Genomic DNA, 13,347 nt, shown 5'->3' on the forward strand with positions numbered 1-13,347 from the left:
ATACATACGCGAGACTACCCATGCTGAGCCGTACCGCGGATCATCTCTTCTGGATGGCGCGCTATACCGAGCGTGCCGAAAACACCGCGCGGATGCTCGACGCGAACTATCAACTCTCGCTCTTGCCCCAATCCGACGAATACGCAGAACTCGGCTGGCGGGCGATGCTCTCTATCTCCGAGTTAAGCGGCATCTATTCCGCCGCGCATCGCAGCATGAAAAGCCGCGACGTGATCGACTTCATGGCGCGCGATATCTCGAATCCGTCGTCCATCGTCAGCTGTCTGCGTGCGGCGCGCGAGAATGCGCGGGCCGTGCGCAGTTCGACCAACAGCGAGCTATGGGAGACGCTCAATACGACATGGCTCGACTGTCAGCGCATGCTGCACGACGGCATCCTGGAGCGCGAGCCATACACGTTCTTCGAGTGGGTGAAGTTTCGCTCGCACTTGTCGCGCGGCGTTCAGCTCGGCACGCTCGTCAAGGACGACGCGTTTTACTTCATGCGTCTAGGCACTTTCGTTGAGCGTGCCGATAACACGGCGCGCATTCTCGACGTCAAGTTTGAGATGATGGAGCAGCGCGCCGACACGTCCGCGCAGCCGTTCGACTATCACCACTGGACAGCGGTGCTCGGTTCTGTCTCCGGTTTCGAGGTGTATCGCAAGGTCTATCGCGATGTCATCACGCCGGAGCGCGTTGCGGATCTGCTCATTCTCTATCGCGACTGGCCGCGCTCGCTTGCGGCGAGTCTCGCGGAAGTCGAGCAGCTCATCATTCACGTGACGCAAGGGCGCGATACCGAAGCGGTGCGGCTTGCGGCGCAACTCAGCGCGGAGTTGAGGAACGGCAATATCGGCGAGATTCTGGAAGGCGGCTTGCACGCGTACCTCGTCAGTTTTCTTGCACGCGTAAATGAACTTGCGAGCAGCATCAGCCGCGAGTTTCTATTGCCTATCGCGGCTGAGTTACCTCCGCAAGGTCAGAGTCAGAGTCAGATCCAGACACAGACGCAGACGCAGACGAACGGCGGATCGCAAGCTCAGTCACAAGCGGAATCGCCGGTGCAGTCACAGAGTTCGTCGAGCTGAACCGTGCGCTCAACGCTTGGCCGCTGCGGCGACGACACGATGAACGAAGCGCAGCTTGTCGATGACGGGCGGGGCGAGCGTGAACGGATAGCCATCCGGCATGCCGAGACTGCGGTTCAGGCTGTTAAGCGCATACGTGAGCGGAAACCAGCGTTTCATCAGGTCATCGAACGTGCTTTCCTCGATGGGCGTGGTGTCCGTGAGCGTCGGTTCATGCGGGCTGTCGGGCACGAGAACCAGACCGCACGATACAGCCGTATCCATCGTATCGACGATATGCAGGTAGTGCGCCCACGTCTCGGCCCAGTCTTCCCACGGATGCATGGTCGCATACGCGCTGATGTAATTCTCCGCCCAGTTCGGCGGCGGACCTTCCTTGTAATGACGATCGAGCGCGGCTGCATAGTCCTGCTGTTCATCGCCGAACGCGGTTCGGAACGGCGCGACGCGCGGCGTATCCGCAATCAGGCGGTCGAAGAAATAGTGCCCTGTTTCGTGGCGGAAATGGCCGAGCAAGGTGCGGTACGGCTCATGCATCGCGGAGCGCACTTTCTCGCGATGCGCGTCATCGGCTTCAGCGATGTTGAGCGTGATGATCCCGTTGTTGTGTCCGGTCATGACGCCGCGACCTTCCGCGTCCCCTTCGAGGAACTGGAATTCGAGGCCATGTTCAGGGTCTTGCTGACGCGACTGCACGGTAAGACCCAGATCGGCGAGCGTAAAGAGCAGGCGGCGTTTGGCTGTCTCCAGCCGATACCAGTAAAGGCGGTTGCCGGGGGTCTCCAGATTGGGGATCGTGCTCGTCAACTGGCACGACGAACAAAGGGGCTCCTCGGAGTCGGCAGTAACCATCCAGTTACAGACATTCTCGACCGCATAGTTGTGGCAAGGGCGATACAGCTGATCTTTGGCGAGCGGATGAAGACTCTTCCAGGTGCCGTCCTCCGTCTCGTCGAATGCACTGATCTGACTCAGTTCGGGGACATAGCCAAGCTTCGCGCCGCAGTTTTCGCAGTGCGTGTTCTCGAAGAACACAAGCTGATCGCAGCGGTTGCAGTGAAAGGTCTTCATTGTGTGAGCCGGAAGGAGGGATGGGTCCGGGTGCTGCCCGGAAGTCAGCGCCATGCTGCAAACAACGTGCCTCTTGCTAAGGTTCAGGGTCCAGTCGTCAGCTGCAAATCGAAAAAGGAGTCGGTGTGTCCATACGTGTCGCGTTGAACCATGTTACGCATTATCGCTATGACCGGCTCGTCGGTCTCTCGCCGCAAGTCGTTCGCCTGCGGCCCGCTCCGCATTGCCGCACCCCGATCCTGTCTTACTCGATGCGCGTCGAACCCGTGCATCACTTCATCAACTGGCAGCAGGACGCATTCGCCAATTACCAGGCGCGGCTCGTTTTTCCCGAGAAAACGCGCGAATTCAAGGTGACGGTCGATCTGGTGGCCGAGATGGCCGTCTACAACCCGTTCGACTTTTTTCTTGAACCGTCTGCGGAATCGTTTCCCTTCCGCTACGCGCCCGAGCTGCTGCACGACCTCGCGCCGTACATGATCAAGCGCGAACTGACGCCGCGATTCGCCGCATTCGTCGAGAGCATCGACCGTTCGGCGCAACCGACGGTGGATTTTCTCGTGGCATTGAATCAGCGCCTGTCGCGTGAGGTTCGTTATCTGATTCGCATGGAGCCCGGTGTGCAAACGCCGGAAGAAACGCTTGTAAGCGGGGCGGGTTCTTGCCGCGATTCGGGCTGGCTGCTCGTCGAGACGTTGCGGCATCTCGGGCTCGCAGCGCGCTTCGTATCGGGCTACCTGCTGCAGCTCGCACCGGATGTAAAGTCGCTCGAAGGTCCCAGTGGCACCGACGTCGATTTCACCGATCTTCACGCGTGGTGCGAGGTCTTCCTGCCGGGCGCAGGCTGGATCGGTTTCGACCCGACGTCCGGCTTGCTCGCGGGCGAAGGTCACATACCGGTCGCGTGCACGCCCGAGCCGGATAGCGCGGCGCCTGTCTCCGGCGCAGTGGACGAATGCGAAGTCGAGTTCGGGCATTCCATGTCGATCGCGCGCGTGCGTGAAACGCCGCGCGTGACGAAACCCTATAGCGAGGACGACTGGGGGGCCGTGCTGCGCATGGGCGAACAGGTCGATGCGCAACTCGACGCATCGGACGTGCGTCTGACAATGGGCGGCGAGCCGACCTACGTCTGCGTGCGCGATCGCGATGCACCGGAGTGGAACACGGACGCGCTCGGGCCGACGAAGCGCGCTTACGCGGTAGCGCTAATGGACAAGCTGCGCGCGCAATATGGCGCGGGCGGTTTCCTGCATATCGGGCAGGGCAAGTGGTATCCGGGCGAGCAGTTGCCGCGCTGGGCGTTGTCCCTGTTCTGGCGCGCGGACGGCGAGCCTTGCTGGCACGATCCCGCGCTTTTCGCCGACGAACGGCGGCCCGCGAACTACACCGCCGACGACGCCGCCCGCTTTATTCGTCACCTCGCGGGCAAGCTGTCTTTGAATGCAGAATACATTCAGCCCGGTTACGAGGACACGTGGTACTACTTGTGGCGCGAACGCCGTCTGCCTGTCAATGTCGACCCGTTCGACTCCCGCCTCGACGACGAACTCGAGCGCGTGCGCTTGCGCCGGGTATTCGATGCGGGGCTGCCGTCGGTCACGGGTTATGCGTTGCCGATCGCGCGCGAGGAAAGCGCGGCGGGCCGGCCGGGCCGCTGGACGACCGGCCCGTGGTTTTTCCGCGATGAGCGGATGTACCTCGTTCCGGGCGATTCGCCGATGGGCTATCGCTTGCCGTTAAATTCCCTGCCTTGGGTTGCGGAAGCGGACTATCCGTGGCAGCACGAACACGATCCGTTCGCGCCTTCCGTCCCGCTGCGTCGCGCAGCCGAACTGCGCATGCAGTACGCCGACCGTGATGATGCATTTGGCATGCAGCATGCAGAACGCAAAATTCCAAGCGACGCGACTGAGGACGCCGGCGAAGTAACGCAAGCCGCCACTGCCGCCAGCAAGAGCCGAATGCCCCAGCGCGGCGAGTCTGCCGGCTGGATCGCGCGTACCGCGATTTGCGTCGAAGCACGCGACCCGGCGCGCGCGGCCGGTCCGAAGGTGGAAGCCGCAACGCTCGAAAAGTCGGGCCAAGGCAACAAGCTGATGCATGTGTTCATGCCGCCGCTCGTTGCGCTCGACGACTATCTCGACATGCTCGCGGCCGTGGAAGCGACCGCCGCCGAGCTCGGCATTCCGGTCATCATCGAGGGCTATCCGCCGCCGCGCGACGCGCGCCTGAAGGTGCTTCAGGTGACGCCCGACCCTGGCGTGATCGAAGTGAACATTCATCCGGCGTCGAACTGGGCCGAACTGGTCGAGCACACCGAATACCTCTACAACGCCGCGCATGAGTCGTATCTGACTCCGGAGAAGTTCATGCTCGATGGCCGGCATACCGGCACCGGCGGCGGCAACCACTTCGTGCTCGGCGGGGCGACGCCGCCCGATAGCCCGTTTCTGCGGCGACCCGATCTGCTGGCGAGCCTGATCGCGTACTGGCACAACCATCCGTCGCTGTCGATGCTGTTCTCGGGGTTGTTCATCGGCCCGACGAGCCAGGCGCCGCGCATCGACGAAGCGCGCAACGATCAGGTGTACGAGCTCGAGATCGCGTTCGCGGAACTGCAGCGGCAAGTCGACCTCCTTGGCGGACGCGGCAGTGCGAAAGTGCCGCCCTGGCTTATCGACCGCATTTTGCGCAACATTCTGATCGACGTGACCGGCAATACGCATCGGGCGGAATTCTGCATCGACAAATTGTATTCACCCGACGGTCCGACCGGCCGGCTTGGCCTGCTCGAACTGCGCGGATTCGAAATGCCGCCGCACGCGCGCATGAGTCTCGTGCAGCAATTGCTGCTGCGCGCGCTCGTCGCCCGCTTCTGGGAGAAGCCTTATACGGCGCGGCTCACGCGCTGGGGCACGGAGTTGCATGATCGCTTCATGCTCGGCACTTTCGTGCAGATGGACTTCGACGATGTGATCGCCGAACTGCGTGACGCGGGCTTCGCCTTCGACAAGCGTTGGTTCGCTCCGCATTTTGAATTCCGTTTCCCGGTCGTCGGTGCGTACGAAACAGGCGGCATCGCGATGACGATTCGCCACGCGCTGGAACCGTGGCACGTGATGGGCGAGGAGGGCATGATCGGCGGCACCGTGCGCTATGTCGATTCGTCGGTCGAAAGACTCGAGGTACGCGTGCTCGGTCTCAACGGGAGTCGACATGTCGTGACTGTCAACGGCGAGCCTGTGCCGCTGCAACCGACCGGGCGCGTCAGCGAGTACGTCGCGGGCGTGCGGTTTCGCGCGTGGTCGCATGCAACTTCGTTGCATCCGACCATCGGAGTGCATGCGCCGCTGACTTTCGATATCGTGGATACATGGACCGGTCGCGCCATCGGCGGCTGTCAGTATCACGTCGCGCATCCGGGTGGCCGCAACTATCAGACGTTCCCCGTGAACGCGTATGAAGCGGAGAGTCGCCGGCGTGCGCGCTTTTTCGCGAGCGGTCATACGCCGGGCGCGATGCATGTGGAAACGCGCGAGCCCAGCCTCGAATTTCCGTTCACGCTCGACTTGCGCCGCTCATGAAAATGGGTGTCACGCGCAAGCATGACAAGTGAGGCCATCTTGGCGTTCCAATCGACATTGCCTTTCGAAACCACGGCCGCGCGTACCGACGCTTTGGCGCTCCTGCGCGCGTTGCCTGTACCCGAAGGGCATTGGGACGAGTTGCGCGACGCTTCGGGGCACTTGCGCGAGCCGTGGCGACGGTTCTTCGACTTACTCGGCGAGCAGGGCATCGCGCGTCTCGACGACGGCGTGGCGGCCGTCGCGCGACAGGTGCGCGATAACGACATTACCTACAACGTCTATGCCGATAACGGCGAGCCGCGCGCATGGTCGCTCGATCTCTTGCCGCTATTGATCGACGAGCGCGAATGGGCCGTCATCGAACGCGGCGTTGCGCAGCGCGCCCGCTTGATGGAGGCAATCGTCGCGGATGTCTACGGCGCCCAAACGCTTCTGCAACGAGGGCTGTTGCCTGCTGCGCTCGTGTTCGGGCATCCAGGCTATTTGCGCTCGGTGAAAGGCTTCGTGCCTGCGAACGGGGGCTATTTGCAGATCGTCGCGATCGATCTCGCGCGTGCGCCGTCGGGCGAATGGACCGTCATCGCGCATCGTACGGAGGCACCGTCGGGGTTGGGTTACGCGCTCGAAAACCGCATGATCGTGGCGAGTCTCTTTAGTGATGCGTTCCGGACGCTGCGCATCAACGGGCTTGCATCGACGTATTCGCAACTCGTCGCGACGCTTGCGCAGGCGGCCCGAGGCATCATGCGCAATGATGAAAGCGGCGGTGGCGACGCGCCTCATATTGCGCTGTTGAGCCCGGGTCCCTTTAGCGAGACTTACTTCGAGCACATCTTTCTTGCGCGTTATCTGGGCGTGACGCTCGTGGAAGGAAAGGATCTGACAGTACGTCACGACAAGCTGTACCTGAAAACGCTGGCGGGCCTCTCACGCGTGCATGCCGTGCTGCGCCGTCTGGACGATGCGTTCTGCGATCCGGTCGAGTTGCGCGCGGATTCGACCATCGGCGTACCGGGAATGTTGCAGGTCATGCGCGCGGGCAACGTGGCGGTCTCCAATGTGCCCGGCGCGGGCTTCACGGAATCGCCTGCGCTTCATGCGTTTTTGCCCGGCATTGCTCGTGCGATGCTGGACGAGGAATTGCATCTCCCGACCGTGCCGACGTGGTGGTGCGGCGAAGACGCCGCGCGACGCGAAGCCTTCGAGAAGCTCGATCGCGCTTTCGTGGTTCCCACCTGGCCCGGCACGCACGAGGATGGCGCGCCCGGCATCGAAGCGGGATCGCAGGCGCTTGCGGGCTGGCGTGAGCGCATCGAGCGCGCGCCCGACATGTTCACCGTGCACGAAGACGTGCCGTTCTCGAGCGCGCCGCGTTTTCACGATGGCGCACTCGGCTCTCGCTCGTGTGTCTTGCGTGCCTATGCGATAGCGCGTCCGGACGGAAGCTGGAGCGTGATGCCCGGCGGCTTCACGCGCCTTGCAGCGGACAAGCGCGCCACGGTGTCGATGCAATTCGGCGGCAGCAGCGTGGATACGTGGGTGCTAGCCACTCATCCTGGTCCTGCAGTGCCGCTGCGTCCATCGCCGATGCAGCCCAGTGATCTGCGCAAGCATCGCGTGGTATCGAGCCGCGCGGCGGAAAATCTGTTCTGGGCCGGACGCTACGGCGAGCGCGCCGAGAACAACGTGCGTCTCTGCCGCCTGTTGCTCGGCACGCTCGAAGCCAGTGATGCCGATGAGATGTTCCCCACGCTCGTCGAACTTGCCGCGCAATGCGGACTCATTCCGTCCATCGACACGCTTGCGCGAAGCTCGCCACATGCATTCGAGCGCGTGCTCGTCGCGGGACTGGCGGAGACGGCATCGGCCACGAGCATCGGCGGCAATCTCGCGAATCAGGCGCATGCTTGCGGCGAGATTCGCGACCGGCTTTCCACCGATCACTGGCGCACGATTCTCGCGGCGCGCAACGACTTTCGCGATGCGCTCGCGCGCCTCGGACTCATCACGCCCGACGTGCCGAGGGATTATGACCGCGTGATGTTGAGCGGCGCGCTCGAACATCTTGCGACTCAACTGCTCGCGATCAGCGGCGCGCAAGGCGATCGCATGACACGCGATGAAGCGTGGCGCATGATTTTCATCGGCAGGATGATCGAGCGCGTGTCGACGATGGCTACGTTTCTGCGAGTGTTCGCGGCGCAAGGCACGTTGACGCATCCGGCCGGCTTCGACTTGCTGTTGCAGCTTTTCGATACCACGCTCACGTATCGCTCGCTCTATCCTGGCCGGCTCGAAGCGGCCGCGTTGATCGACCTGATCGTCGTGGACCCGACGAATCCGCGCGGACTCTATGGCGTGCTGGTCCGCTTGCGCGCAAAGCTCGATGAGATGGTGAAGACCGCGGGCGCAGCGCGGCGCGCGCAATACATCGGTATTTCGCTCGACCTCGATAGCTTGCCGCCCCTCGATGCCCTGTGCAAAGCCGACGGAAGCGGGCGGTTCGGCACGCTCGTCCTGCTTTGCGATCGGCTGCTTGCATCGGTGAGCGCGGCATCGAATGAAGTCAGCGCGCACTACTTCAGTCATGCCAATCCCATTGCTGCACAGGTGTCCTAATGAATGCGACGATCGACAAAGCGCCCCGATCGACGACGCTCGCAGTCACGCACCGCACGACATATCGCTATTCAACGCCCGTCGAAATCGCTCAGCACCTCGCGACCATCCGTCCGCTGCATACCCCGTGGCAGCAGGTCATCGCTCATTCGGAGCGCATCGATCCGGCTCCATCGTATGTACATAGCCGCGTCGATGCATTCGGCAACGACCTGCTTTATTTCTCGCTGGACGCGCCGCATGAGCGTCTCTCGATGACGAGTGAAACGACGGTGCGTCTCAGTCCACGCTGGACGACGCTTGATCCTCGGGCGACGCCGCCGTGGGAAGAGGTCGCACGACGGCTGCGCTACACAGCCGGTTCGCCGTTCGTGCGTGAATCGGAGTATTGCTATGCGTCGCCCAACATTCAGTTGACTCAGGCGTTTCGCGAATACGCGTTGCCGAGCTTTGCGCCGGCCACGGCGGTCATCGCGGGCGCGATCGACCTCATGCACCGCATCCATGCCGACTTCACGTACCGGCCTTCATCGACCGCGTTCGATACGCCCGCTACACGCGCGTTCGAACTGCGCCAGGGCGTCTGTCAGGACTTCGCGCAAGTGATGATCGGCTGTCTTCGCACGTTGGGCTTGCCGGCGCGTTACGTGAGCGGCTATCTGCGTAATGACCCGCCGCCGGGTCAACCGCGACTCATCGGCGCCGATGCCTCGCATGCGTGGGTGTCGGTGCATTGCCCGCAAAGCGGATGGATCGACCTCGATCCGACCAACGACGTGCTCGCCGATCTCGACCACGTGACGCTTGCAACCGGCCGCGACTACAGCGACGTATCGTTATTGCGCGGCATGATCCTCGGCGGCGGATCGCATCATGTCGACGTTGCCGTGAACGTCCTCGCGCTATAAAAGCCGGCATAGTTGTGCATTTATGCGTTACGGCGGCGGCACTTCAACGTTTTTCTATAGCATGGCGTGCTGCTGTCGCCGTTTCGCATAGTCGACTCTTTACCTTCGGCCGCGGCGCAGCAAGCCTGAGAAAGAGGACGTCATGCAACTTGGAATACTCGTCTATATCGACAACAGCGGGCAGATGCTCGAGGAATTCGGCTGGCTCTATAAGAGCCTTATTTATTCGGGCGTAATCGAGAGTGGGGGGATCGTTGCGGTATGTCACCCGGCAATTGCAAACCGGTTGCCCGAGGACGCTCGTATCGAGATCATCCCGAGCGTGCCTTATGCCGAACGCAATCCGCAATGGCACGGTTACGGCTACATCAATTCCGTCGCGAATCTCGCGGAGCCTGCGGTGAGCGAGGCGTGCGCCCGCTTCGACTACATTCTGAAGACGGATTGCGATACGTTCGTCACTCCGGCGTTGAAAGACTTCCGTCCTTCTGGCCTTTGTGCAGGATTCGGCGCCTACGCCTACGATGCTTCGGTGCGCGCACGGCTTTCTGAAATCTCGGCGCGCTGGGGTTATCCGCACACCGGGCTTCACAACGTCGGCGCTTCGTTGCTCGGGCCTTCGGAATGGCTGCGAATCTATCTCGCCGCGCAGACCGAAGCCTGCAACAGGCTGCTCGAAGAAGAGTTCCGCGATTTCGAAGGCGCGTGGCCCGGCTGGTGCAAGCAGGTTTTGACCATGTATGCGGGCGAACTCGCTCTGCGATTGACGTACCCGCAAGCCTGCTCGCTCGGTTTGCTCGACCACTTCTCCTTCGCGGATCGCACGCTGGGTAGCGACGTCTTGCACATCCATGCGTGGCATACGGACACGTATTGGTCGAAGCATCGCTATCGCAAAGGCGAGTACGCGCATATGGCCCTCGAAGATATCGATAGCGGCAAGGTCGGCGGCTATTGTCACTGGCTTGCCGAGGCGCCGCTCGAAGAAGTGAGGCGTCGCGCGTCAGAGCGTGTCTCTTAGAGGTCGTTCATGAGGCGGACTCGACTCTCACGTCTTGCGCTTGTAGCGGACCCAAACGACATCGTTATCCAGCTTCTCGACTGACTCCAGCTTCAGATATGCGGGCTTTTGCCACTTATCCATTGCCACTTCAAATGATGACGGGTGCGCGTCACGGCCATCGACCAGCGGCATCAGTAACACGCTGACTTCGTCCGCCAGTTGCGCGTTGACGAATGCCCCGGACACGTGACCGCCTCCCTCGACGATGAGCTTGTCGATCTTCAGTTCGCGGCCAAGCGTTTCCACGACGCGGTGAAGATCGATGTCGTCCTTTCCGCCGAAAAGATACGACGCGCCGATCGATTGAAGGTGCGCGAGATAATCGTCCTCCACGCTTTCCGCCACGACTTCGACGATATGCGAGTCGAGCGCGGTGCTGGTTTTCCAGCCTACGCGGCCTTTGGGGTCGATCGATACAGCGTACTGGCTCGCGTCGCGCTTGGCGAAATGATCCGTGCGTGGCAACGGGCTCTTGGCGAGACCGCGTGGGTACTCACGATCTTTGGCGTGCGAGATCTCCTGCATCGTGACGCGGCCGCATACCCAGGCATCCGCGTTGAAGCTGGCGGCCGTCTCCTCATAGCAGGGGCTGGCGAAGTCGAGATGCCAGCCGTCCGTGAGGCTTCGGCCATCTACTGAAGACATCATGTGGCAGACAATGTACATCGGTTCCTCCCTGTCGGTCTTGCGCTGAACTCGCGTGGCGTCGGCGTCTCAAGCGCCGGGCTTTTCATCCGGCGGCACAGGACCTTCCTCGTCGATCGTGCTGCCCTGACGCCAGACATCCTTTCCCGCTTCCGAGAGTTTGCCGCTGCTCGAGTCCTTGCCCGCTTCAGTGCCTTCAACGGCCATCTTGCCTCCTGCCTGTTCCTGCGCGGGCAGTTTCTCCCCTTTCTCCGCCTGAATGCGGTCTTCCTGCGATCGTCCGGCATGCGTCGTCATCGTATCCTCCGATTGGTTCAATTGGACACGTCAGACTCGTAGCAAGCGGCAAGCCAACCCTCCGGCGCGGCTCGACGACGCAGACACGCGTGGTATCGGGTCCGGATCACATGCGCGTGGCCGGCCTAACTGTATAGGATGGCTAACTAGCAGTTCTAGAACGTCTCCCAGTCGCCGCCATCCGTCGCCGTTGCCACGGACTTCTGCACCGGGGCTTCGACGCGTTTTCCCGTCGGCGTCGGCTTTGCTCGCTGCAGTGCCTGAGCACCAGGGCGTTGCACTCTCGGAGCCGTCGCCAGGATCGGGCGGCCTTCGCCCGACGTGGACGTCACCGCGTGAGCGGCAACCACGGCTGCGCTCGGGCTCGTGCGGAAGACGCTGACTGCTTTGCGAAGCGCTTCGGCCTGGTCTTCCAGCGATCCGGCCGCTGCGGCCGCTTCTTCGACGAGCGCGGCGTTCTGCTGCGTGACTTCGTCCATCTGCGAGATAGCCAGATTGACCTGCTCGATGCCGCGGCTCTGCTCGTGCGATGCGGACGCAATCTCGCCCATGATGTCGGTCACGCGCTGAATCGCGGACTGCACGCTGCGCATGGTTTCGCCTGCTTTCGCGACCAGTTCGGTGCCTGCGCCGACGCGGCTGCCCGAGGTCTCGATCAGCGCCTTGATTTCCCTCGCCGCGCTGGACGAACGCTGCGCGAGGCTGCGCACTTCACCTGCCACGACCGCGAAGCCACGGCCTTGTTCGCCGGCGCGCGCAGCTTCCACTGCGGCATTGAGCGCGAGAATGTTCGTCTGGAACGCGATGCCCTCGATCATGCCGATGATCTCCGCGATCTTTCCCGAGCTTTCTTCGATGCCGGCCATCGTCTCGACGACCTGTCCGACGATCGCAGTGCCTTGGTTCGCGACGGCGCTCGCGTTCTCGGCGAGACCGCTGGCTTGACGCGCGTTGTCGGCGTTCTGCTTCACCGTCGAGGTCAGTTCTTCCATGCTGGCCGCCGTCTCCTGCAGCGATGCAGCCTGCTCCTCCGTGCGCGACGAAAGATCCGTGTTGCCGGCGGCGATCTCCTTCGTTGCGCCCGCGATCGCGTTGGCGGACGACGTCACCGCCCCCATCGTTTGCAACAGCCGGTCCTGCATAGCCCGCACCGATGCCATCAGACTTGCATGGTCGCCCGCCGCGACAGGCACGGCCTCCGTGAGATTGCCCGCCGCGATGCGTTTGCACGCGTCTGCGACGTCCTTGGGATCGCCGCCGAGCTTGCGCAGCACATTGCGGATGATCCAGCCCATTGCCACGGTCAACGCAAGGCCGACCATGCCGACGATCGCAAGCATCGCAAGGAGGCGCTGGCCGAATTCACGATTGATGTCGTCGACGTAAGCGCCCGTATAGACGTGCCAGTCCCACGCGCGAACATACTCGCCGTAAGCGATCTTCGGCAGCGCCTCCGTTTGCCCCGGCTTCGGATAGAGGTAACCGGTCACGTGCGTGCCGTCGAGTCCGTGTTTGACGATCGCCGCGGTGAAGTGCTTGCCGGTCTTGTCGACGAGATCGTTGATCTTGTTCTCGGTCTCGGGGCGCACCGGGTTGAGCAATTGCAACATCGTCGAGTCGACGACGAGTAGATAGCCGCTCTGCCCATAACGCACCGGCCGCAAGTGCGCGATGGCCGCGCGCTTGGCCTCTTCTGCCGGCATCGCGCCACTTTGCGCCTGCTGCACATAGAAGTTCACCACGCTCACCGCAGACTGGACCTGCTCGGCCAGCGCCTCCTGGCGGTCCTTCATCATCAACGTGCGCGTCATGGTCGCGCTCAACAGCGAGAGCACGATCAGACTTAGCCACACGAATCCCACGGTGCTCCACAGCGTCGCCTTAAAGCTCATTCTCTGCATTTGTCTCGCCCTTGCGTTCAACGTTGAATTATTTGCCGACAGGGTAGATATCGGCTCGTTTGTCGGAAAGTTGAACGTTTGCTTTCGTGCCGGCCAAACGCAACGACTTCGGCCTGTTTCGTCGATCAACACAAAGCGGCACGACGTGCCTCATATCGTCTG

The 13,347-nt window shown here is 62.2% G+C and carries 9 protein-coding genes; 5 read left to right on the forward strand and 4 right to left on the reverse strand.

All coding sequences use genetic code 11. The features are described 5' to 3' along the window. Nucleotides 1-20: 20 nt before the first annotated feature. Nucleotides 21-1,091 (forward strand): alpha-E domain-containing protein, encoded by a 1,071-nt coding sequence (locus NCR37_RS21780; RefSeq protein WP_250474896.1) that lies wholly within the window; start codon nt 21-23, stop codon nt 1,089-1,091. A 9-nt stretch (nt 1,092-1,100) separates the two neighbouring features. Here NCR37_RS21780 and NCR37_RS21785 read toward each other — a convergent pair whose 3' ends face one another. Continuing rightward, nucleotides 1,101-2,162 (reverse strand): zinc-binding metallopeptidase family protein, encoded by a 1,062-nt coding sequence (locus tag NCR37_RS21785; RefSeq protein ID WP_250474897.1) that lies wholly within the window; start codon nt 2,160-2,162, stop codon nt 1,101-1,103. A gap of 125 nt (nt 2,163-2,287) precedes the next feature. Here NCR37_RS21785 and NCR37_RS21790 point away from each other — a divergent pair, with 125 nt between their 5' ends. The 4 genes from NCR37_RS21790 to NCR37_RS21805 all read left to right on the forward strand — a co-directional run bounded on the left by NCR37_RS21790 (nt 2,288) and on the right by NCR37_RS21805 (nt 10,300). Then, complete coding sequence (locus NCR37_RS21790) at nt 2,288-5,749, forward strand: transglutaminase family protein (protein WP_250474898.1); 3,462 nt, start codon at nt 2,288-2,290, stop codon at nt 5,747-5,749. 39 nt (nt 5,750-5,788) lie between these two features. Next, the gene (locus NCR37_RS21795; RefSeq protein WP_250474899.1) at nt 5,789-8,371 is read left to right on the forward strand and encodes a circularly permuted type 2 ATP-grasp protein; all 2,583 of its coding nucleotides are present in this window, start codon (nt 5,789-5,791) and stop codon (nt 8,369-8,371) included. Continuing rightward, complete coding sequence (locus tag NCR37_RS21800; protein WP_250474900.1) at nt 8,371-9,279, forward strand: transglutaminase family protein; 909 nt, start codon at nt 8,371-8,373, stop codon at nt 9,277-9,279. Before NCR37_RS21795 ends, NCR37_RS21800 begins: the two co-directional genes overlap by 1 nt. Nucleotides 9,280-9,421: 142 nt before the next feature. After that, nucleotides 9,422-10,300, forward strand: coding sequence for a DUF7164 domain-containing protein (locus tag NCR37_RS21805; protein ID WP_250474901.1), 879 nt, complete (start codon nt 9,422-9,424; stop codon nt 10,298-10,300). A 27-nt stretch (nt 10,301-10,327) separates the two neighbouring features. On the opposite strand, the gene NCR37_RS21810 is transcribed toward NCR37_RS21805, so the two are convergent. The 3 genes from NCR37_RS21810 to NCR37_RS21820 form a co-directional block, all read right to left on the reverse strand. After that, entirely contained in the window at nt 10,328-11,008 is a 681-nt protein-coding gene (locus NCR37_RS21810) for a RibD family protein (RefSeq protein WP_250474902.1), read from the reverse strand. Between the two features lie 48 nt (nt 11,009-11,056). Next, nucleotides 11,057-11,284: a hypothetical protein gene (locus NCR37_RS21815; protein WP_250474903.1), complete on the reverse strand. Its 228-nt coding sequence runs from the start codon at nt 11,282-11,284 to the stop codon at nt 11,057-11,059. Nucleotides 11,285-11,439: 155 nt separating this feature from the next. After that, entirely contained in the window at nt 11,440-13,185 is a 1,746-nt protein-coding gene (locus NCR37_RS21820; RefSeq protein WP_284506966.1) for a methyl-accepting chemotaxis protein, read from the reverse strand. Nucleotides 13,186-13,347 lie beyond the last annotated feature (162 nt).

This window comes from Caballeronia sp. GAFFF1, assembly GCF_023630705.1.
Taxonomy (GTDB): Bacteria; Pseudomonadota; Gammaproteobacteria; order Burkholderiales; family Burkholderiaceae; genus Caballeronia.

Excerpts from the sequence above, each read along its gene's own strand:
- NCR37_RS21780 (WP_250474896.1), top strand. The coding sequence starts at position 21 with ATGCTGAGCCGTACCGCGGATCATCTCTTCTGGATGGCGCGCTATACC.
- NCR37_RS21785 (WP_250474897.1), bottom strand. The coding sequence starts at position 2,162 with ATGAAGACCTTTCACTGCAACCGCTGCGATCAGCTTGTGTTCTTCGAG.
- NCR37_RS21800 (WP_250474900.1), top strand. The coding sequence starts at position 8,371 with ATGAATGCGACGATCGACAAAGCGCCCCGATCGACGACGCTCGCAGTC.
- NCR37_RS21805 (WP_250474901.1), top strand. The coding sequence starts at position 9,422 with ATGCAACTTGGAATACTCGTCTATATCGACAACAGCGGGCAGATGCTC.
- NCR37_RS21810 (WP_250474902.1), bottom strand. The coding sequence starts at position 11,008 with ATGTACATTGTCTGCCACATGATGTCTTCAGTAGATGGCCGAAGCCTC.
- NCR37_RS21815 (WP_250474903.1), bottom strand. The coding sequence starts at position 11,284 with ATGACGACGCATGCCGGACGATCGCAGGAAGACCGCATTCAGGCGGAG.
- NCR37_RS21820 (WP_284506966.1), bottom strand. The coding sequence starts at position 13,185 with ATGCAGAGAATGAGCTTTAAGGCGACGCTGTGGAGCACCGTGGGATTC.